Source organism: Neorhizobium sp. 2083 (assembly GCF_031455615.1).
Taxonomy (GTDB): Bacteria; Pseudomonadota; Alphaproteobacteria; order Rhizobiales; family Rhizobiaceae; genus Neorhizobium.
Genome location: NZ_JAVDTC010000008.1, coordinates 127,731 through 146,967, shown reverse-complemented (window position 1 = coordinate 146,967; position 19,237 = coordinate 127,731). Strand labels below are relative to the sequence as shown.

Annotated in this window: 18 protein-coding genes; 4 read left to right on the top strand and 14 right to left on the bottom strand. The window is 61.9% G+C overall.

Annotation, left to right across the window (positions count from 1 at the left end; genetic code table 11):
- The first annotated feature begins 13 nt into the window (after positions 1–13).
- Positions 14–1,699, top strand: coding sequence for an ATP-binding protein (locus J2X76_RS26355; protein WP_310220522.1), 1,686 nt, complete (start codon positions 14–16; stop codon positions 1,697–1,699).
- On the opposite strand, the gene J2X76_RS26350 is transcribed toward J2X76_RS26355, so the two are convergent.
- Genes J2X76_RS26350 through J2X76_RS26340 form a run of 3 tightly spaced genes read right to left on the bottom strand, consistent with a single transcriptional unit; the run spans position 1,692 to position 3,780 of the window.
- Complete coding sequence (locus tag J2X76_RS26350; RefSeq protein WP_310220521.1) at positions 1,692–2,657, bottom strand: alpha/beta hydrolase fold domain-containing protein; 966 nt, start codon at positions 2,655–2,657, stop codon at positions 1,692–1,694. The genes J2X76_RS26355 and J2X76_RS26350 overlap by 8 nt on opposite strands.
- A gap of 4 nt (positions 2,658–2,661) precedes the next feature.
- Positions 2,662–2,865: an HIG1 domain-containing protein gene (locus J2X76_RS26345; protein WP_310220520.1), complete on the bottom strand. Its 204-nt coding sequence runs from the start codon at positions 2,863–2,865 to the stop codon at positions 2,662–2,664.
- 15 nt (positions 2,866–2,880) lie between these two features.
- Complete coding sequence (locus tag J2X76_RS26340) at positions 2,881–3,780, bottom strand: MBL fold metallo-hydrolase (protein ID WP_310220519.1); 900 nt, start codon at positions 3,778–3,780, stop codon at positions 2,881–2,883.
- Between the two features lie 150 nt (positions 3,781–3,930).
- Between J2X76_RS26340 and J2X76_RS26335 the strand changes: the two genes are divergently transcribed.
- Both J2X76_RS26335 and J2X76_RS26330 read left to right on the top strand, forming a co-directional pair.
- Entirely contained in the window at positions 3,931–4,758 is an 828-nt protein-coding gene (locus J2X76_RS26335; protein ID WP_310220518.1) for a manganese catalase family protein, read from the top strand.
- Between the two features lie 223 nt (positions 4,759–4,981).
- The gene (locus J2X76_RS26330) at positions 4,982–6,541 is read left to right on the top strand and encodes an EAL domain-containing protein (protein ID WP_310220516.1); all 1,560 of its coding nucleotides are present in this window, start codon (positions 4,982–4,984) and stop codon (positions 6,539–6,541) included.
- Positions 6,542–6,639: 98 nt separating this feature from the next.
- Here the strand turns inward: J2X76_RS26330 and J2X76_RS26325 are convergent, their stop codons facing one another.
- The 9 genes from J2X76_RS26325 to J2X76_RS26285 all read right to left on the bottom strand — a co-directional run bounded on the left by J2X76_RS26325 (position 6,640) and on the right by J2X76_RS26285 (position 15,180).
- The gene (locus tag J2X76_RS26325; RefSeq protein ID WP_310220515.1) at positions 6,640–8,016 is read right to left on the bottom strand and encodes an LLM class flavin-dependent oxidoreductase; all 1,377 of its coding nucleotides are present in this window, start codon (positions 8,014–8,016) and stop codon (positions 6,640–6,642) included.
- A gap of 87 nt (positions 8,017–8,103) precedes the next feature.
- Positions 8,104–8,853 carry an ABC transporter ATP-binding protein gene (locus J2X76_RS26320; RefSeq protein WP_310220514.1) on the bottom strand — a complete coding sequence of 250 codons (750 nt, stop codon included), beginning with the start codon at positions 8,851–8,853 and terminating at the stop codon, positions 8,104–8,106.
- Complete coding sequence (locus J2X76_RS26315; RefSeq protein ID WP_113128163.1) at positions 8,829–9,710, bottom strand: ABC transporter permease; 882 nt, start codon at positions 9,708–9,710, stop codon at positions 8,829–8,831. The genes J2X76_RS26320 and J2X76_RS26315 overlap by 25 nt, the downstream gene beginning before the upstream one ends.
- Before the next feature lie 30 nt (positions 9,711–9,740).
- Positions 9,741–10,766 (bottom strand): ABC transporter substrate-binding protein, encoded by a 1,026-nt coding sequence (locus J2X76_RS26310; RefSeq protein ID WP_310220513.1) that lies wholly within the window; start codon positions 10,764–10,766, stop codon positions 9,741–9,743.
- A gap of 184 nt (positions 10,767–10,950) precedes the next feature.
- Positions 10,951–12,174: a DUF1501 domain-containing protein gene (locus J2X76_RS26305; RefSeq protein ID WP_310220512.1), complete on the bottom strand. Its 1,224-nt coding sequence runs from the start codon at positions 12,172–12,174 to the stop codon at positions 10,951–10,953.
- A gap of 2 nt (positions 12,175–12,176) precedes the next feature.
- Complete coding sequence (locus J2X76_RS26300; protein WP_310220511.1) at positions 12,177–13,682, bottom strand: DUF1800 family protein; 1,506 nt, start codon at positions 13,680–13,682, stop codon at positions 12,177–12,179.
- Between the two features lie 75 nt (positions 13,683–13,757).
- Positions 13,758–14,207: a periplasmic heavy metal sensor gene (locus tag J2X76_RS26295; RefSeq protein WP_113128159.1), complete on the bottom strand. Its 450-nt coding sequence runs from the start codon at positions 14,205–14,207 to the stop codon at positions 13,758–13,760.
- Positions 14,204–14,641 (bottom strand): hypothetical protein, encoded by a 438-nt coding sequence (locus J2X76_RS26290; RefSeq protein ID WP_310220510.1) that lies wholly within the window; start codon positions 14,639–14,641, stop codon positions 14,204–14,206. Before J2X76_RS26290 ends, J2X76_RS26295 begins: the two co-directional genes overlap by 4 nt.
- A complete protein-coding gene (locus J2X76_RS26285) occupies positions 14,638–15,180 on the bottom strand; it encodes an RNA polymerase sigma factor (RefSeq protein ID WP_310220509.1) in 543 nt (180 codons plus the stop codon). The genes J2X76_RS26290 and J2X76_RS26285 overlap by 4 nt, the downstream gene beginning before the upstream one ends.
- 588 nt (positions 15,181–15,768) lie before the next feature.
- Between J2X76_RS26285 and J2X76_RS26280 the strand changes: the two genes are divergently transcribed.
- On the top strand, positions 15,769–16,905 hold the full coding sequence (locus J2X76_RS26280) for a polysaccharide biosynthesis/export family protein (protein WP_310220508.1): 1,137 nt from the start codon (positions 15,769–15,771) through the stop codon (positions 16,903–16,905).
- Positions 16,906–16,908: 3 nt separating this feature from the next.
- Here J2X76_RS26280 and J2X76_RS26275 read toward each other — a convergent pair whose 3' ends face one another.
- Together J2X76_RS26275 and tagF are read right to left on the bottom strand one after the other, a co-directional pair.
- Entirely contained in the window at positions 16,909–17,853 is a 945-nt protein-coding gene (locus tag J2X76_RS26275; protein ID WP_310220507.1) for a serine/threonine-protein kinase, read from the bottom strand.
- The gene (gene tagF, locus J2X76_RS26270; RefSeq protein WP_310220506.1) at positions 17,846–19,234 is read right to left on the bottom strand and encodes a type VI secretion system-associated protein TagF; all 1,389 of its coding nucleotides are present in this window, start codon (positions 19,232–19,234) and stop codon (positions 17,846–17,848) included. Before tagF ends, J2X76_RS26275 begins: the two co-directional genes overlap by 8 nt.
- Positions 19,235–19,237: the final 3 nt, after the last annotated feature.

Below are 19,237 nucleotides of genomic sequence, written 5' to 3'. Positions count from 1 at the left end.
GACGAGAGTAACAGTGCCAAGTGAACATCGACTAGGTCCAGTCATTGTCTTTGCTCCGGTCGGCAGAGATGCTGCCGCCTCCGTCGATCTGCTTGGCCGGAGCGGGATCTCCGCAAAGGCCTGTGGCGATCTTGCGGGTCTCGTGGAATCGCTTCGGTCGGGAGCCGCAGCCGTATTTGTTGCTGAAGAGGCTCTGTTTGGCAAAGATGCAAACTTGCTGTTCAAGTGGGTTGCCGAGCAAGGGCCGTGGTCGGACCTTCCTTTCATCCTGTTGACCAGCCGCCAGGAACAGACCGGAATCGAGGTGTGGCGGCGCAGCCTGATCAGCTCTCTGCGCAACGTGGCTCTCCTCGAGCGCCCGGTGCAGACCCTGACCCTGGTCAGCACGATGCAGTCGGCGCTTCGGGCGAGGACCCGGCAGTTGGAGCTGCGCGTGCTCCTGGAAGAGCGCGAGCAGGCTGCCCAGGAACTGGAGAAGCAGGTTGTTTTGCGCACGAAGGAGCTCGAAGCTGCGAACGAGGCCCTGCGCGACCAGATGACGGTACGCGCGCATGTCGAGGAAAAGCTTCGGCAGGCACAGAAGATCGAAGCGATCGGCCAGTTGACTGGGGGCGTGGCTCACGATTTCAACAATCTGCTGATGGTCATTTCCGGCGGGCTGGAAATGCTCGACCGGCAGACGGATCCCGCCAAGCGCAAAAGGCTGATGGATGGAATGCGCCAGGCAGCCGAACGCGGATCGGGCCTGACCCGACAGCTCCTGGCCTTTTCCCGTCGCCAGGAGCTCAAACCGCAGACGGTCGATCTGGCCCGCCAGATCGGAGGGATGCGGGAGCTGCTCGACCGCAGTCTTCGGGGCGATATCCTTGTCACCCTGGAATTCTCGCCGGACCTATGGCCGGTCGAGGTTGATGCAAGCGAACTGGAGCTTGTTGTTCTCAATCTTGCGGTCAACGCGCGCGACGCGATGCCGAAAGGCGGCACGATCGAAATCCGCGGAGAAAATGTTCCGCTTTCGCATCAGGAGGGCGCCACCAGGGATTTCGTCCGGGTTTCCGTCAGCGACAACGGCACGGGAATGACCCGCGAGGTGCAGGCGCGGGTGTTCGAACCCTTCTTTACCACGAAGGACATCGGCAAAGGGTCCGGCCTCGGCCTCGCCCAGGTGCACGGGTTCGTGCAGCAATCCGGCGGGAGGATAGAGATCGAAAGCGAGGTTGGCCGTGGGACCAGGATCGCCCTCCTGTTGCCCCGCTCCTCCAAGGAGCCCGGCCCGGATGAGCGCCACCTGGCGGATATGCACGTGGCGCCACGACGTCCGGCTTCGGCGGGAAGCGTCCTGCTCGTCGAGGATGACGATGAGGTCGCGGCGCTTGTCAGCGAGATGCTGGACGATCTCGGTTACCAGGTCGTGCGTGCCGCGACGGCGGCCGCCGCTCTGGGTGCTCTCGCCAACGGTCGTCAGGTAGACGTGGTGTTCTCGGACATCATGATGCCGGGGGGAATGGATGGCGTGGAGCTGGCAAAGGAAATCCGGTCGCGTCGCGCCGAACTGCCGATCCTGCTGACGAGCGGATATTCCGAGGCTGCCAAACAGGCGGCAGAAGCACAGGGCATCCGGATCCTGCGCAAGCCGTACCAGCTTGCCGAGCTTTCCGAGGCGCTCAGTGGAGCGATATCTAGGCGCGACATCAACTGAGAGAAGTTTCGATTGCGCGGTTGATCCATCCGTACATGAACCTGCGTGTTTTGGCAGCAAGTTGCGTCGGCAGCCGTTCGAAGCCGTGAGGCGCTTCGGGTGCGACGAGGATATCCGAGTCTCCGACCTGTGCCTGCCACCGAGCATGCATGTCCCGACTGTCTTCCGCAATGGGATCCAGAGCTCCGGCTATGAACAGTGCTGGGGGCATGCCGGCAAGATCTGCAAAAAGTGGAGAGACGGTGGGGTTTATGGCCGCATCTGCGGATAGGGGGCGGGTCAGCCTCCGAAGGTTTTTCAAGGCAGACGCGGGATCAACGATCAGCTCGCTTCCGGATGCCTTTAGGCGTCTTGAGCCCGCCATGTTGAAAGCACCGCAAAGAGAAACGAAACCGGCGACCGCTTTCAACGAGCGCCGCGCCGCAAGACGTTGGAGCGCGCAGGCCGCGAGATGCGCTCCGGAAGATTCTCCTTCCACAATGAGCTTGTGCGTCCCGAAGGCAGCAAGATGGTCCAACGCCCAGTCGGCAATATTGACTGCATCCTCGATCGCGCGGTCGAGATTGTCGTCCAGCGCCAGATGGAAGTCGCCACTCGCGGCTGTGACGTTACACGCTCTTGCGATCCCGGCATTCCAGCCGTCGTCGAGCCGGCTGTTGCCAAGCACCCACGCGCCGCCGTGAAAGTGAAGGAACAGGGCAGCGGGGGTCGATGTGGCCTGCAGTATACGTACCGGAACGTCTCGGCCTTCAAAAGGCAGCTTCAATGTCTTGATCTCGATTCCTTTCGTCTGCCTGTCCGGTACGACTCGCTGGCCCAGTTTCAGGAGGCCGTTGATCAGCCGCGCATTGACCCGCCTGCCGGTATGATAGCGAGGCAGCCACGAGAGGACCCGGTTTAGGCGGCGGGCTCCGGCAACGTCGCTTTGGTCAAAAACAGATGCGGGATCGATTTCCATGGCGTCAGTCCGGGCGACCGCCGCCGCTGAGCCAAAGCGCGAGAAGGATGAGGCCGAGGACGATGACCTGGATGAAGATGCGCAACTGCATCAGGTTGTTGGAGACGCTATCGGTCCGCGAGCTGCCCCGATGATAGAAAGCCTTCATCAGCACCATGAACGCGATGGCTGCCGCAATGATTGTTGCAACGAGAGTGGTTGAAGTCACGGCTCTGGGTTCCAGCTACCGAGGTGGATTCGGCCGATACGCGTCGTTGCTGTGTTTGCCCGGCTTGGCGGGATCGATCTCGAAGGACCGTCCCTCCGGAACTGCGACCGCCCGAAAATTTCTGGCGAGCTCATGCAGGCGGCTCCGCATATGTTCACCCTTTACGGGGCGTCCATGTCCACTGATCACTAGATCCGGTTCCAGACCGGCCAGCAAAACAACGGATTGCTCCGCCTCGTCCCAGTCGGGCGTCAAATAACGGGGCGGGCCGTGCATCTCCAATGTCTGCATGATCACCTCGTAGACCGACTCCTGTCCCGTAGTGATGATCGCATCGCCCGCGATCAGGATGCGATCACTTTCCTGCCAGAGTGAGATATGTCCGGGGGCATGTCCCGGCGTGTGCAGCCATTTCCAGCCCGGCATTCCGGGCACGGTCTGATCCGGCGGGAGCGTCTTGAGCCATGGGCTGACATCGACGGGCGAGCGCGGAAAGAGCGGCGACAATAATGCCATTGCTCCGCCTCCGACCAGCGGATCAGCCGGAGGATAAGACGCGCTCCCGTTCAGGTAGGGAAGCTCCAGCGGATGAGCATAGATGGGGACATCCCAATGGCGCGCCAGAGCCTCAAGTGAACCTGCGTGGTCGAAATGTCCGTGCGTTACGATGATCGCGGCAGGGCGCATGTCTCGCCCGAAGCGCCGCTCGGCAACATCGAGGATAGCGCTCTTGGAGGTTGGTAGGCCGGTATCGATCAAGACCCAGTCCTTGCCTTGCGTCGGATCTCCGAAAAAAATGACGTTGACGATGGAGAGATGAAGGTAGGCAAGGTCCTTGGAGATCGTCAGAGCGCCGGACCCGGCTTCCGATGTCGGTGCGAGATCGTCGTCTTTGAGCGCTAGCTGATTTGTCATTGGCAACTCCGGGAGCCGAGTGATACGAACCGCGGGCAACGGGCAAAGTTCCTCCACATTCGTGCGGGGCGAGCTCAAAAAATCTCGCTTTGATCGCAACTTCTGCAATTGTGGGCTGTTTGGAGCGCTCCGACAACAATGGAGAGTTCAATGTTCTACACTGACGGCAAGTTGCAGTATCCGGTGCGTGTTGAGACTGCTGATCCCCTTTTTGCAAGGGCGCTGCAACAGGCGATCGGCGGGGTCGAAGGAGAGATCCGGGTCGCCATGCAGTATTTCTTCCAGGCCTGCGGGGCTCGCGGCAATCCGAAATTTCGCGATCTGCTGATGAACACCGCAGCCGAGGAACTGGGGCATATCGAAATGCTGGCAACTGCGGTTGCAATGAACCTCGAGGGCGCTCCTCTAAGCCTCAAGGAGGAAATTGCAGCGGACCCTGTCGGCGGCGCAGTTCTTGGCGGTATTAACCTGAAGAACCTGCTGTCAGCGGGCTTGTCGGCAATGCCGGTAGACTCGGACGGGGTACCCTTCGACATGTCGCATATCTATGCGAGCGGAAACATCGCCGCAGACATGACCGCCAATGTCGCCGCGGAGTCGACCGGAAGAGTGCTCGCGGTGCGTCTCTACAACATGACGAACGACGCGGGCATGAAGGACATGCTCTCGTTCCTGATCGCCCGCGACACGATGCACCAGAACCAGTGGATGGCGGCTCTGGAAGAGCTGGGCGGCCCCGCCGGGGCCTTCCCCATTCCGAACAGTTTCCCTCAGGAGCAGGAGAAGCAGGAATTCAGCTACAGCTTCCTCGGCTTCCAGGCAGATGGCAGCGATCCTGTTGCCGGCCGATGGTCGCAAGGCACCTCGGTTGACGGAAAGGGCGAGTTTGTCGCAGCGCCGATGACCGCCGCTCTGGGGCAGAAGCCCGTACTCGGCCCTGCCAAACCCAACAGCGGCGCGCAACGCGAACAGATGTAGGAATTGACGGAAGCGCCGGCCTTCGCGGTCGGCGCTTCCGGCCTGATGTAGTTCGCCGCGCCTGCCCATCGCCATGGAAATTCTCAAACTTCAGCCCGCCAAGTGTTGCATCATCCGACATAACCTTCCGTGCGGCCGTATCATGAAGTTCGGTTGCTTTGCACAACTCTGAATAATGAATCCTTTAACTGTTTATCCTAGGATCGCAGAGTTGGAGGAGTAGATGAAGGATTTTCTGGAAAGCAAAGCTGGCAGGCAGTTGGCGCAGGTGACAGCCGTCGCGATGTTGCTGCTCGTCGGTTGTATAACCTACGAAGACCTGCTGCTTGAGCTGGTTCAGTCGATCAGTTCGGGAAAAGCCCACGTAGTCATCATCATACTTCTCGTCGCAGGTCTTGCGAGTTTTGCCTATTCGGCGCTGCGTATTCTCGATATGCGCAACGAAATGCTGAATCGGCGCAACGCCTTTGACGAGGCCGATCACATTGCCACGCACGATCATCTGACGAAACTTCCCAACCGCTATGCGTTCGACAGGCTCGTGCTTTCGCAACTCGATGAAAATCGGCAGGAACCGGACGAGGAAACCGGACCGCGGACGGCGACGGTGTTTTCGATAGATCTCGACGGGTTCAAAAAGGTCAACGATCTTCTCGGTCATCAAGGGGGCGACGCCCTTCTGAAGGAAGTGTCGAGGCGGATCTGCGCGTTGGCCGAATATGAGTGCGTCTTCCGCTTTGGCGGAGATGAATTCGTCGCGGTGGCCCGCAACCTCTCGCCGGAGAAGGAGGAGCTCTTCGCGCAGCTGCTCATCCATTCGGTCTCCCGCCCGGTCCGGATCGGCACCCTGCCGACCGAGGTCGGTGCCAGCGTCGGTTATGCCCGCATCCCGGATCACGGCAGCTCGCTTGAGGAAGTTTGTCATCGGTCGGACGTTGCGCTCTACGAGGCAAAGAGCCGGGGGCACAACCAATATGCTCTGTTCCAGCCCGAAATGCAGGAGAAGGTCTCCGAACGGGCCAAGCTCGAAGGTGAACTTCGCCGCGCCATCGACGACGGCAGGATCGAACCGTTCTATCAGCCGCTGATCAATCTCCGGACGGGAGAACTCTGCGGGTTCGAAGCGCTTGCGCGGTGGAACAAGGGTGGAGTGTTCGTTTCGCCGCAGCAATTCATCGCCGTGGCCGAGGAGACCGGCCTTATTACCACTCTGTTCGAGCAGCTTCTGTCGAAAGCCTGCCGTGATGCGCAGCTCTGGCCGGGACCTTTCTCGCTCTCTTTCAACGTTTCTCCTGTCCAGATCGAAGACCGGCTGCTGGCAAGCCGCATTCTCCATATCCTGCAGCAGACAGGCCTGGCGCCGTCCCGGCTGGAGATCGAGATCACCGAAAACGCCCTGATCAGCGACCCTGATCTTGCCGCCGCCACGATCGAGCAGTTCCACGCCGCCGGCATCCAGGTGGCGCTCGACGATTTCGGGACCGGATATTCCAGCCTGGCCCAGCTGGCGCGGTTCAAGTTCGACAAGATCAAGATCGACAAAAGCTTCGTGTCGAGTTTCACTCACAACGACAAGAACGCCAAGATCATCGACGCCATGCTCGGATTGAGCCGCAGTCTCAACCTCAAGACCACGGTCGAAGGGATCGAGGAGAATTCGCAGCTCGCCTATTTCCTGAGCCAGGGCTGCGATATCGGCCAGGGCTACATTTTCGGCAAGGCAATGCCGCAATCGGAAGCGATTGGCTTCGCACATGACCGGAAGCGGGCACTGAGTGCCTGAGCGAGCCGTGCCCGGGAGGGCACGAGCAAGCGTCCCGGCCCGGAACTGATGGCGATCCGGTCAGCGCAAGGCCAGGATATTTCACTGAAATACCGGCATCAAACCGCAGCCCGGGTCTTCTGCTCAAGCTGGGATCGAAGTGCGAAACCGTTTTGCGGTCGCTTGAGGCCAAGGTTTTCGCGAAGGGTCGTCCCTTCATATTCATGCCGGAAAAGACCACGCTTGCGCAGGATGGGTACCACCTGATCCACGAAGTCCGTCAATCCGGCAGGAAGCACCGGCGGCATGATGTTGAAGGCGTCGGCAGCGCCATTCTCGAACCACAGCTGCATCGCATCCGCAATCTGTTCGGGCGTGCCGACGACCGTGCGATGGCCACGGGCGGTCGCAACGGCCAGATAGAACTGGCGTAGCGTCAAATTGTTTCGCGATACCAGATCGGTGACCAGTTTGAGACGGCTTTTGTTGAGCTCCGTATCCTGGGGCAATGGCGGGGCAGGGTCGTCCAGCGAATAACCGGAGAGATCGACGCCCTTGTAGTGGCGGGCGAGAATATTCCAGGCAATGGAGGGGTGAACGAGCGACTGGATATAATCGTAGTTCTCCTGCGCCTCCTTTTCCGTTCCGCCGAGAACGGGGAATATGCCGGGACTGATCAGAAGGTCGTCCTGACTGCGTCCATAACGGGCGAGCCGTCCCTTGACGTCCGAATAGAACTCCTGGGCATCCTCGAGCGTCTGGTTGGCGGTGAAGATCATTTCTGCCGTTCTCGCGGCAAGCTCGCGGCCGGGTTCGGAGGCGCCGGCCTGCACGATGACCGGGTAGCCCTGCACGGGACGGCCGACATTGAGCGGACCGGTGACGGAGAAGAACTGTCCCTTGTGATCCACGAGATGTATCTTGTCTGGATCGAGATAGATGCCGTTTTCCTTGTCGCGGATGAAGGCATCGTCTTCGTAGCTATCCCACAAACCTTTCACCAGATCGACGAATTCTTCAGCCCGTGCATAGCGGTCGGCATGGGCGGGATGACCGGGGATGGAAAAGTTCTTGGAAACGTCGGCGCTCGTCGTGACCACATTCCAGGCAGCCCGTCCCTTGGAGATATAGTCGAGCGAGGCGAATTTTCGGGCCAGAAGATAGGGGTCCTCGTAGGTGGTGGACGCGGTGGCGACGAAGCCAATACGGCTCGTGGTCTGCGACAGCGCGGCCCATAGGGTCACGGGTTCGAAATGGGCGCCCTGGGAAGAACGGCGGAGCGCTTCCGGGTCCTTTGCCTGCTCCCATCCTGCGGGGCTGTCCGCTACGAACACCAGATCGAACTTGCCGCGCTCCGCCGTCTGCGCGAGTTCCCGGTAGTGATCGATGTTCAGTCCTGCGTCGGCCTGCGCGTCAGGATGGCGCCAGGCGGCGACGTGGTGGCCGGTCGCCATGATGAAGGCTCCGAGCCGTATCTGTCTCTTGTGTTTGGTCATTTGCGTGTCCCCCGTTCGAGGCGTTGAGGTTGAGCTGATCCTTGCCGGTCGCGATGACGCGGTCACAGGGATCCGAAGCTTGGGATTTCAGGCGGCTCGCCGGCCGGGCGTTTCGACCCCCAGTCGGCTTAGAAGCTGGGTGCGGATGCTTGCAAAGCGCGGGTCGCCATGGTCGCGCGGCGCCGGCAGATCGACCCGCAGGTCCTCGATCAGGCGGCCCTCGTCGAGGACGAGGATCCGGTCGGCAAGCGAGATGGCCTCGTCGACGTCATGGGTGACGAGCAATACCGCCGGGCGGTGTCTCGCGCACAATTCCCGCAGCAGGTCGTGCATCTTCAGCCGGGTGAGTGCGTCGAGCGCTCCAAACGGCTCGTCGGCGAGAAGCAGGGACGGCTGGCGGACCAGCGAGCGCGCAAGGGCGACCCTCTGCTGCTCGCCGCCGGAGAGCTGGTTCGGCCAGGCTGCTTCGCGGCCTTGCAGCCCCACCTCGGCCAATGCCTTTCTGCCGGCTTCCTGACCGGCCGCACCCGGCAGGCCGAGCGTGACGTTCTGGATGACGGTGCGCCAGGGCAGAAGGCGGGCATCCTGAAAAACCACCGAGAGGTTATCAGGCGTATCGAGCGTGCCGGTGCCCTCGACGTCGTGGTCGAGGCCGGCAAGGGCTTTGAGAAAGGTGCTCTTGCCGGATCCGCTTCTGCCGAGCAGCGCCACGAATTGACCCTCCTCGATATCGAGATCCACTCCGTCCAGGATCGTCTTGGCGGCGAAGCGGCGTACCAGGTTACTGACATGGACGGTTTTGGTGGCAGACTTCAGTTGGCTAGCGTGCGGCGCCATGAGAGGACCCTCCGTTCGAGCAGGCGGACGAGGCCGTCCGAGACAAGGCCCAGCAGTACGTAGACGACCAGACCGACGAGGATGACATCGGTTTGTCCATAGTTGCGGGCGAGGTCGATCATGTAGCCAAGCCCGCTGGTGGCGTTGATCTGCTCGACCACGACAAGCGAAACCCAGCAAAGGGTGACGGCAAACCGCAGCCCCAGGAGAAATCCGGGCAAGGCGCCGGGCAGCACGACCTGGAGGATGAAATCCTTCTGGCTCATGCCCAAGGTCTCGGCCAGTTCCACATAGCGGCTGTCGATTCCGCGCAGGGCGTTATGCGTGTGAATGTAGATGGGTATGATGACGGCGAGCGCGATCGTCGTGACCTTCATGCCCTCGCCGATGCCGAACCACAGGATCAGCAGGGGGATCAGGGCAAGCGTCGGGATCGCACGCTTGATCTGCACGGGGCCGTCGATCAGCGCTTCGCCGATCCGCGAGAGCCCGGCGATGACGGCAAGGACCGTGCCGATCACCAATCCGATGCCGAGACCGAGCAGCGCACGCGTCGCCGATGTTACGAAATTGTCCTGCAGGCGTCCCTGCTCGATGAGCCGCCCAAAGGCTTCGACGACCGTCCAGGGCGCGGACAGGATCCGGGGATCGATCCATCCAAGTGCCGATCCGGTCACCCATAGCAGAACGAGCAATGCAGGCCCGATCTGTAGTCCGAAGGGTATCGCCGGTCCGGGCCCAAGTCTTCGACGGCGCCGGGACACGCCGGGCCTCGCCACGGACGGAACCGTATGGATAGTTTCACGGCTGGACTGCCGGGGTGTTTTCACCTCGACCGCATCCCAAATGGTTGCCATGTTCAGATCTCCTCTTGGATGCCGTTGGGGTTACTGGCTCTTCGCCAAAGCGGCGGAGGCGATTTTTTCGAACCGGTTGTCGAAGATTTTTTCCACGTCGAAGGGCTTGTAGCCGAGCTCTTCCGCCAGCAGGTTGATGGTCGCCTGATGGCGCTTCTTCACCTCGCTCCAATCGCCGGACACAACCTGTTCCCCGGTCAGCTTGACGAGATATTCGCCGTCATCCCGGCTCAGGCCCTGTTGGCCGACATAATATTCCTTGATCCAGATCTCCGGGTTCCTGTTGACCCATTCGGTCGCGCGCGCCCACAGGCCGACAAATTCGGCGAGAGCGGCGGCTTTGGCGGGATCGTCCAGCACCCATTGCGGAGCATAAAGATGGGCAGGATCATCGCGCAGCCCGTGTTCCAGGAGCGTGGCGCCATCGGCGCCGTATTGCGTGATATAGCGCCGAATGTAGACGCCGCCGAGCGGGGCGATGTCGACCTGCCTGCTCGCCAGCGCCTTCGGATAGACGTCACCGGTGCTGGGCAGTTCGACCAGGGTGACGTCGCTTTTTTTGAGACCGGCAGCATGGATTGCCCGCAGGACGAGCGCGCCCTGGGCCTGACCGGGGCTGAAGGCGATCCGCTTGCCGCGGAAGTCCGCCAGCGTCTTGACGCCGGCACCCGGCGCCACGCCGAAACGATAAATGGGATTGGCGATGGGATCGCGGCGTTCGCGATAGGCGATGTTGCGGACCGGCAGGTTGTTCCAGTTGGCGAAGATCGAAGGGATCTCGGCTACCGATCCGACGTCGAGCGCCTTGGCCCGGAATGCCTCCGAGGTCTGAGGGCCACCGCTGATGTTCGCCCATTTGACCTCGAAGGACAATTCCTTGATCAGGCCGGAGACTTCCAGCGCTTTCTGCGTCACCGGATCGCCGATCGTCAGGACCGTTCCGGGCGGCACTTTTGGAAGAAGAGGCGCGTTCGTCTGAGCTGCGGCCACGCCACCCATGGCGCCGAAGGCCAGCAGGCCGATCAGTGCCAATCTCGCTGTCTTTACCAATGTCATCGTCGATCTTCCCCTTGTCGTTGCAGGATGCGGATATCGATGCACGGAAGGGTGGGATATTTTCTATTAAATAAATAGACTATTTCGTTTAAGAACTCCTTGCCTTGCGAAAAATCCTGCCAAACGTCGGGGATCTATGAGATCAGGAACCCGGCACACCGGGTCCGCGCTTAACACAACGCGGTCAGACGATCAGGCCTTTTGCGGCCTGTACGTTTTCCGAACCGGGGAAAACAACATCGCGCAGATGGCCGGCGTTCGCGCCGAGCAGGTCGGTCGCAACACCCTTTATGATCGCTCTGAGATCAGTGGTTGCCGCAAGGTCGCGGGCGTCGTGCAATTGCGCTTCCTTCAAGCCGGGCCAGTCGGTGATGACCCGTCCTCCGCGGATCGCTCCACCGGCGAGAAAAGCCGTCGTGCCCGTGCCGTGGTCGGTGCCTTCCGTGCCGTTGATGCGCGCGGTACGGCCGAATTCCGTTGCGACGAGGATTGCGGTATCCTTCCAGACGGGGCCGAGTTCCTGCTCGAATGCAGCGAGTGCGTTGTCGAGCCCGGTCAGCAGTTTTGCCAGACGGTCGGTTTCCTGAGCGTGGGTATCCCATCCCTCGAATGCGAGGGCTGCGACACGGGGGCCTTCCGGATGTGCGATCAGCCGCGCAGCACCCCTCGCCATCTGCTCCATGCCGTTCGGATCTCCCGGACCGCCGCGCGCCTTGATGTCGATGCCGGATGCGATCTTTCCGGTGTCTATCCCTTCTTGAAGAAGACGCGCGAGAACCGGGTCCTTCTGTCCGTAGAGATCGGCAAGACGGGGGGCGAGATCGCCGTCCGCCGGTTTCAGGATGGAAGGCGCCCAGCCGAGCACCGGCGCCTTGCCGCGAATGACCAGCGCGGCCGTCGTCCCGACCGACAGTCCCCGCACGCGCTCGGTCGGGCCCGGCGCGACCCGTTCGCCCGCCGGCAGTCCTTCGAGCAATCTATTGAGCCAACCGGTCTCGACGTGACCGGGCGCCGGAAATCCCGATTCCAGAACGTCCTGGCCGTCGAAATGCGAACGTTCCCGATAGGAGGTCGCACTGGCATGCACGACGGCCGCCTGTCCGGCGCGAAAGAGACGTTGAAAATTGCGCATGGAGGGATGCAGCGCGAAGAAACCGTCGAGCGGCAGTGCGGCATTGGCCCCGTCGATCCGCATGGCGCTCTGCTGTCTCAACGCTTCGTAGTCCGGATCGCCGATCGGCGGAACCGCCGTCAGGCCGTCGAGTGCGCCGCGCAGGATGATCGTCACGAAACGCGGGTCTCGCCCGCCGGCGGCATGAGCGAAGCGGGGCATGAAGGCCCAGGCAAAAAGCGCGCCGGAAGCGCCGAGGACTGCACGACGGGTCGGGGAAAGATGCTCGCACAACATGATCAACGCCTCTGAAATTCGGGGGAAAGGAATGCGATGGACAGGCCTTGCGCCTTGGTTTCGGCCCGGGCCACCGCCTGCAGCGTCTCGGGAGAAAGAAGGGGACCCAGCCGGTCCCTGACGAACTCCCGCGGGTCGGTAGCCCCGCCAGCCTGGTGGGCGAAGATGGCGGCGGCGTCGATCCGGGTGGCGAGACCTTCGGACGATGCCCAGCCATCCGTGACATCGGAGAAACCGTTCGGGCCCGAGGGGTTCCAGAGCGGCTGACCGAGCGCGTTCAGGGTGGAGATGATCTGCTCGGGTTTCGGTTTGAGGCCTGTGGCGCGGATCAGCGCCACGACGTAGTCGAGCGGAGGCCGCATCTTGGACAACTCGGGCCCCCAGGCTTCTTCGCTATCGATCAGGGCTTTGTAGACGGCGGACAGGTCGCCATGGGTTTTCGTGTAGGCCGCGGCGACTTTGCGGACGATACCGGCCGGTGGCTGATCGGCCACGAAATGCCGGACGAGTTTGAAGGCGATATGCTTGGCGGTCGCCGGATGGCGGGCGAGGTCGCGCAGCACCGAGTGCCCCTGTTCCTCGCCGTCCTCGGCATAGGTCATTCCCATCACCGAATGGTCGCCCGGTTCGTGCGCATAGGCGTTGAAGACGAAACTACCCATCGGGCCGGGACGTTTTTCATCGCGATAGACGCTCCAGCCGGTAATGATACGGGCAAGCGACGTCACGTCGGCCTGGTCGTACCCGCCATCTACCCCCAGCGTGTGCAGTTCCATGATCTCGCGGGCGAGGTTCTCGTTGAGTCCGCGTTTTCCATTCTTGTTGGCCTGGGAATTCGGCCCGATCGATTGATGGTTGTCGAGGAAATACAGCATGGCCGGATGGCTCTCGACCGCCAGCAGCATGTCTTCGAAGCGGCCGAAGACATGCGGACGGATCGCTTCGCGCTCGAAGGCGCCCGCCATGATATGCACGTCGCCGCCCTTGCCGGTGGCGATTGCGAAATGGTTGGCCCAGAACATCGCGAGCCGTTCGCCGAAACCGATCAATGGCTGGTGTATGGTGCCGTTGAAGCGGGCGTCGGCCTCGGCAATGAGTATCTGCTGGGGAAGGTACGGGCGTTTTGAGGCCGGGGCGGCCTTCTTGTCGGGGTGCTGCGATTGGGCCGGAGCCGCCGTCGCTCCCGCATCCATCATGCCCCCGGCGGGGCGGTTTGCATCTTGGGCGTTGCCAACCGCGGTTGCGACGGGCTGCGGGGCGGGCATCGGCGCAGGCGCAGGACGGTCCCGTTCCGCCTGGACTTCCTTGTTGTACTCGATCAGAGACATGAGCAGGTCGGCGCTGGAACGCAGTGCCGCTCCGACGGGCGTCGGCGTGTAGCATTCCACCACCTCCTGCCGCAGAAGATCGCGAGGGTCATCCTTGATCGCCTGCAGATCGCCTTCGCGCGCGCCGAGGCCAAAGCGCCAGAGTGTCAGGGCAGCGTCAATCTCTTTGGAATTGGCCATAACCGATACGAACTCCGTTTCGTCATCGGCTCTTTAACGGCGGCTGCAGAGAAATCCGTCGTTTCCCAAATGTGGTCATTTCGTGGCAGGGCGTGGAGCCTCGCGGGCCAGCAGCCCTTCTGCAAGCCGCCGCCGCGCGTCGAGGGGCAGTCCCTGTGCGAATTCCACGGCCCGGTCTTCGGTGGCGGCACGCACAGCGAGTTCCGACCGGCGCGCGCGGTCCAGCGCGCTGGCAAGCGCCTTGGCGTCGAGTTCCGGTTCGCCCATCAGGGCGGCAGCCTCGATGCGGGCCTGCCGTGCTTCCAGCGAATTCTGGCGCACCGCGCGGCGCGCATCGTTCATAGTGCGTTGAAAGGCATCCCGATCATCCTTGGACAGCTGCTCGCCGGCCAGCGGCATTCGGGCGACAGCGGCCGGCGGGTCTGTCCTGAGATAGACAATCCCGGCGCCCGCAAGAGCGCAGATGAGGAAGGTGTTGAGTGCAAGCAGCGAAATCACCAGCCTTCTGAAATTGATGTCGCTCATGGTGTCTCCTGCGTCAACTCGCTATCGAACTGCAGTTCGCCGAATGCGGTCATGGTGCCGTTGATGGAAAGGGCAGGGGGAGGCGTGATGACCGCCACGGCAACGGCGCCTGTCAGGCCGCCGGCAAGTCCGATCCCGACCAAACCGGCGCTGATCGCCCAGCGACGGAATCTCTGTCTTCTGGTGCGCCACGTTTCGCCATCGGCCAGGATTCCGGCGGCCAGCCCGGCTGGAGGCACCGGCGGCTGCAACCGGAACAGAATTGCGTCGAGCTGGGCGGCATCTGCAACCAGCGCCCGCCCTTCTTCGGTTTCCATAAAGGAGACGGCGGGATCTCTGATCGCATCGGGCCAACGATGGGGGCTCGATCCATAGGCATCGACCAGAGCCCGAAAGGTTTCCCGATCGACCGGAGCTGTTTTTTTCTCGGTCATGTTTGTTCTCCGTTCAGCATCGCGCGCAACGTGCGGCGTCCTCTTGCCAGCAAGCTCTCGAGCGCATCGACCTTGATCTGCATCACTTCCGCCGCGTCGCGATTGGACATGTCCTGGTAATAAACCAGGATGATCGCCTCTCTTTGACGCGGCGCCAGGCTTTGCAATGCCCGCTGCACCCTTTCCCCGCTCATGTCGTCGAGCAATCCGGCGTCCGGCAGCGGGCCCTGGTCAACCATCTCGGGAGCTTCGGCGACGAGAATTTCCCTTCGGCGGCGAAGCCGGTCGTAGCACAGATTGAGTGCCACCCGGTGTGCCCAGGTGTCAAACTTCGCTCTTCCCTGCCGCCAGCTGCCCGCGTGTTTCCATATCCGCAGAAAGGTCTCCTGGGCGACATCTTCCGCCTCGCCCTTGTCGCCCAGCATGCGGGTTGCGACCAGCAGTATTCTCGGCAGTTTGGCCATGACGATCCTGCGCATCGCGTCGGGGTCACCGGAGGCGATGCCGCCGACCAGGTCCGCATCTGGGTCGTCCATCATGGGTCCGATACTCTAGGGTCGATCAGCACGCAGCAACCGTCCCACGATGCGATCGAAGAATGAAGACATTCATGACAAACCTGTCGAGACACCCAAAAATTTCCGAACCGGTCTTCCAAGCTGGATTACTACGTCCGTTAAACGCACCGCGCTTGAAAATCCGTCTCTTCGAATTTGGATTTTCATCGGAATGGATGAAGATAGTGGCGAGATAGGCCGCCGTATCGGGTCTTTTCAGGCTTGCGTTTCCTGCCTGAAGAGCGAGGTCTAGGCCAGCCGAGTTGGCTATGATTGATCTTCCAACACGGATATCCGAGCAAAGAGGAAGACGCACGCGCATCGGAGCGAATCAGGATGCAACCTGCCGCCCGGTCCTCACCTCGAGCTGCGCGAATTGAAAGCCTGTTCGCGGTAGATGCCGGACCCGCATGGGGTTAGACAGCTGCCAATTGGGGGTAGAGTTGCACATCAACCACACGTGCTCGCCTCCAGGCTGTCATAATGGCTTTTTTGTGCCCGGTTCATATTGCCGTGATGCTTCGACTTGATACTTGTCAAGTAAACGAGGCTTTTCCAAAAGGATACGGGATGCGGAAGCTTGCCACTTGCGTCTTTGTTGCGGTTCTCAGTGCCTGTGCCGCACCGTCCGACGGGCCGACCGCTGGCAGGTTCTATGACGCGACGGATCCCCAGACTGGGCAGAAGATTCCCGTCGTGCGGCTAGCGAATGCGCCGATGGAACCGTTCAACGTTGCGCCGCTCGGCTATTCCGCGACTGATCAAGGTCTCAGCGTCCTGCGCTCCACCGGATTTGCTGATAGCCGGCTGCGCCGCGGCGATGTCATCGAGGTCACCATCCTTGATACCGGCGAGGAAGGCATGTTCTCCTCGACGCAGAGCAAGACGCTGAATCTGGGGCGCTTCACCGTGGATTCCGCCGGTACCGTGACCTTGCCCTTTGTCGGAAGACAGCGTGTGCTGGAATCCTCGCCGGAGGCGCTGCAGGCGCGGATCGCAGCCGGCCTGAAGGGATCTGCAGTGAACCCGCAGGCGGTCGTCACGGTCGTCGACAAGCCGACGACCGGCTTTACCGTCAATGGTGATGTCCGCGCCGCCGGGCGTTTTCCGCTCACCGCGCGCAAGGAACGCGTCCTCGACGCCATCGCGCTTGCAGGCGGCGCCTCCTCGGCGCCGAGCGCCGCGACTGTGACCGTCATTCGCGGCAAGCAGAGGGCCAGCGCGCCGCTCGAACGGGTTCTCAACGAAGATCGCCAGAACATCTACCTCTTGCCCGAGGATCAGGTCTATATCGGCAAGGATGCGCCGTCCTTCACCGCGTTCGGTGCGTTCAAGAGCGTCGGCGAGTTCGAATTCGAGCCCGGCAAGCTCACGCTCATGCAGGCATTCACGCGTGCGGGCGGGCTGCTCGATGACCGGGCCGACGCCAGCAATTTCTATGTCGTGCGCAATCAGCCGGTCTACAGCCAGGCCACTGCGGCAAACGCCGCCAAGAACCCCGGCACGGTGGTCATGACGACCAAGCCGGCGATCTACCGCGTGGACATGAAGGACGTCGCCAACCTGTCGCTGATGCAGCGGTTCAAGATGGCGGACGGCGACATTCTCTATGCCACCAATTCGGGTCTCGTGGATTTCGCCAAGCTCTTCACGATCTATCATAAGAGCGCGCCGACGGCCGCCGCACCGCTGCCCGGCAGCAACTGACCCCTAACGCGGGATTTCCCGGTCAAGGCCGCCCAGCAGATGCAGGGCGGCTTTTGCATTTTCGGGCCGTTCCTGCGGTTCCGGACGCGAAAGTTCGGCAGCGAACCGGCGCAGGCGCTCGATGATCGCGCCGGTTTCCTCACGATGATCGGCGGGGCAATGATCGAGAAGCACCGACAGGATGAGGCCGGCGGCATGGAGATCCGAACGCCCGTCGAGCGCCTCTCCCGCCAATTGTTCCGGGGGCGCGAATTGCCGCCGGCCGGCAAAGGCGATGTCGAGATCCCGATGACGCCGCCCCGTTTCGAGCGCGATGCCGAAATCGCCGATCTTCAGTTGTGAGAGATTGTCGTCCCGATAACGGAGATTGGAGAGCGACAGATCCCCATGGACGTAGCCGGCCGAATGGATCGCATCGAGCCCCCTCAAGATGGCGCCAATGATTTGCGTGATATCGCCGACCGAAAGCGGAGCCTCGAGGACAAGGTCCGCAAGGCTGCGGTCGATCCATTCGAGCACCAGAGCCGGCCGGCCGTCGGCAAGCCGCAGGAGCGTCTCGGTTGCCGCCACGTTCGGATGGCGGATCGCGCCGCCGATCCTTGCCTCGCGAAGCAGCAATCTTCGCGCCACGGGATCGTCCGCCTGGCTGAGGCGAAGCGTCTTGATGGCATGCAGCTTATCGAGGTCGCGATGGCGCGCGCGATGAATTTCGGTCATCGCGCCCTCGTGGACCAGCGCTTCGAGCACGAAAGTATTGGCGATGATGGTCACGTCATAGCCGGCGAGGCGGTCTTCGCCACGGTCGAGGGCGTTGCGGACCTGATCGAGAAGAGAATTGCGCTTTTGTGGATCGCGAGCGCCATCTCCGGCGGCAGCGAGAGCGTGCCAGAGGGCTGCGAAACTGCGCGCGACTTCCTCGAAATCCGTGTCCCCGGAATGATCAACCACGATCGGCCTTTACGTCGATCACCATGACGCTGAGGTTTTCCCTGCAATTGGCGATCAGGGCTTCCTGCGTCAGCACGGCGGAAACTTCGTCGAGCTCCGTTGAGAGCAGGATTTCCGCTATGCCGCGTTCGGACAGGGTCTGAGGCAGGGGATTGCTGCAGAGCATGAACCGGTCATCGGGCTGCAACCGGTCGGAAACAACTTCGGGGACCAATTGGCCCCTCAGGCCGATCCCTCTTGCAAGCGAGCGCCTGAAGCCGATTTCAGTGTGGTCGCGCGTGAGGCAACGCATCATGCCGTCGCGCAGCAGATAGCAGCGGGCATCTCCTGCCCAGAGAACCGCAAAACTGCCATGCAGAGATGCCAGGACGACGACGCTGGCCGAGGGCGCGGAGCGATCCGAGGTGAGGTGCCCGGATTGCAGCACGCCATGAGCCTGGCCGAGCTTTCCCTTGATTTCCTGGACAAGCGCTTCGATCGTTTCCCGGGACCGGGCGTCGCCCAGCATGCCGGCGCCGATCCTGCTCGCTTCGACGGCGCCGTTACCATCGCCGACGCCGTCCACGATCGCGAATATCGACGGTATGGTCGAGATGAAGACGCTGTCGGCGTTGAGAGACAGGCGTGTGCCAGGATGGCTGGCATAGCTGTTGAAGAGTTGCAGGCCCCGGGGTGTCTCGGTCGGTATCGTTTTCGGCTCAGTCGCGGCCTGTTGCGGGCGAGGGACGGATCCGGACGGCTCAGCCCCCTTGGCGGCATCCTCGCGCAGCAAAAGCTTCAGAAAATCCGACGGGCCGGGAGCGCCGGTGATGCGGAACCCTTTCATCCGTCGGTCTTCGGGATCGGTCCGCCACCAGAGCGCTCCGGGCGGCGTCAGGCTGCTTTGCTCCACCCCGTCATCGAACTGGCCGGGCCTTGGAGGTCTTAGCCGTTTCAGGCCTGTCGTGAAGGTTTCGATGTCGAAATCGCGACGGGCCGAGGTTTCGGCCAGGCCTTCGGCCGCGATGAACCATGTATCGTCGAGGCAAAGGCAGCGCGGATCTCCGGAAAACCCGTGCAACTGAGCCGCGACGGCAAGCGGGAAATTGCGGCCGACACGGTCGAAGCTCGGCACGATGACGCCGGCCACGGTTGCCGGTCCCCAGAGATCCCGTTCGACGACGAAACGCCAGGACGGCATGGATCTGAAGCGGTGTTCCCATTGGCCGCCGAACTCGCCCTGAATGGCCTGGAGACTGGATTGCAGCCAGGCATCGAGCGCGCCCTGCAGTTTTCGCCCGAGCCCGGTCGAGACGAAATCGCCATGGGTTGGCAATTTGCCGAAGAAGCCGATGCGATCCGCTTCGGGTGAAATCTGGCCTGGCGTCGCGCGTTCGTTCATGAC

Bases quoted from the DNA above. Each gene is read 5' to 3' on its own strand.
- J2X76_RS26285 (WP_310220509.1), bottom strand. From the start codon at position 15,180: ATGATGGACGACCCAGATGCGGACCTGGTCGGCGGCATCGCCTCCGGT.
- J2X76_RS26315 (WP_113128163.1), bottom strand. From the start codon at position 9,710: ATGGCAACCATTTGGGATGCGGTCGAGGTGAAAACACCCCGGCAGTCC.
- J2X76_RS26295 (WP_113128159.1), bottom strand. From the start codon at position 14,207: ATGAGCGACATCAATTTCAGAAGGCTGGTGATTTCGCTGCTTGCACTC.
- J2X76_RS26300 (WP_310220511.1), bottom strand. From the start codon at position 13,682: ATGGCCAATTCCAAAGAGATTGACGCTGCCCTGACACTCTGGCGCTTT.
- J2X76_RS26335 (WP_310220518.1), top strand. From the start codon at position 3,931: ATGTTCTACACTGACGGCAAGTTGCAGTATCCGGTGCGTGTTGAGACT.
- J2X76_RS26305 (WP_310220512.1), bottom strand. From the start codon at position 12,174: ATGTTGTGCGAGCATCTTTCCCCGACCCGTCGTGCAGTCCTCGGCGCT.
- J2X76_RS26290 (WP_310220510.1), bottom strand. From the start codon at position 14,641: ATGACCGAGAAAAAAACAGCTCCGGTCGATCGGGAAACCTTTCGGGCT.
- J2X76_RS26325 (WP_310220515.1), bottom strand. From the start codon at position 8,016: ATGACCAAACACAAGAGACAGATACGGCTCGGAGCCTTCATCATGGCG.
- J2X76_RS26310 (WP_310220513.1), bottom strand. From the start codon at position 10,766: ATGACATTGGTAAAGACAGCGAGATTGGCACTGATCGGCCTGCTGGCC.
- tagF (WP_310220506.1), bottom strand. From the start codon at position 19,234: ATGAACGAACGCGCGACGCCAGGCCAGATTTCACCCGAAGCGGATCGC.
- J2X76_RS26330 (WP_310220516.1), top strand. From the start codon at position 4,982: ATGAAGGATTTTCTGGAAAGCAAAGCTGGCAGGCAGTTGGCGCAGGTG.
- J2X76_RS26320 (WP_310220514.1), bottom strand. From the start codon at position 8,853: ATGGCGCCGCACGCTAGCCAACTGAAGTCTGCCACCAAAACCGTCCAT.
- J2X76_RS26340 (WP_310220519.1), bottom strand. From the start codon at position 3,780: ATGACAAATCAGCTAGCGCTCAAAGACGACGATCTCGCACCGACATCG.
- J2X76_RS26350 (WP_310220521.1), bottom strand. From the start codon at position 2,657: ATGGAAATCGATCCCGCATCTGTTTTTGACCAAAGCGACGTTGCCGGA.
- J2X76_RS26280 (WP_310220508.1), top strand. From the start codon at position 15,769: ATGCGGAAGCTTGCCACTTGCGTCTTTGTTGCGGTTCTCAGTGCCTGT.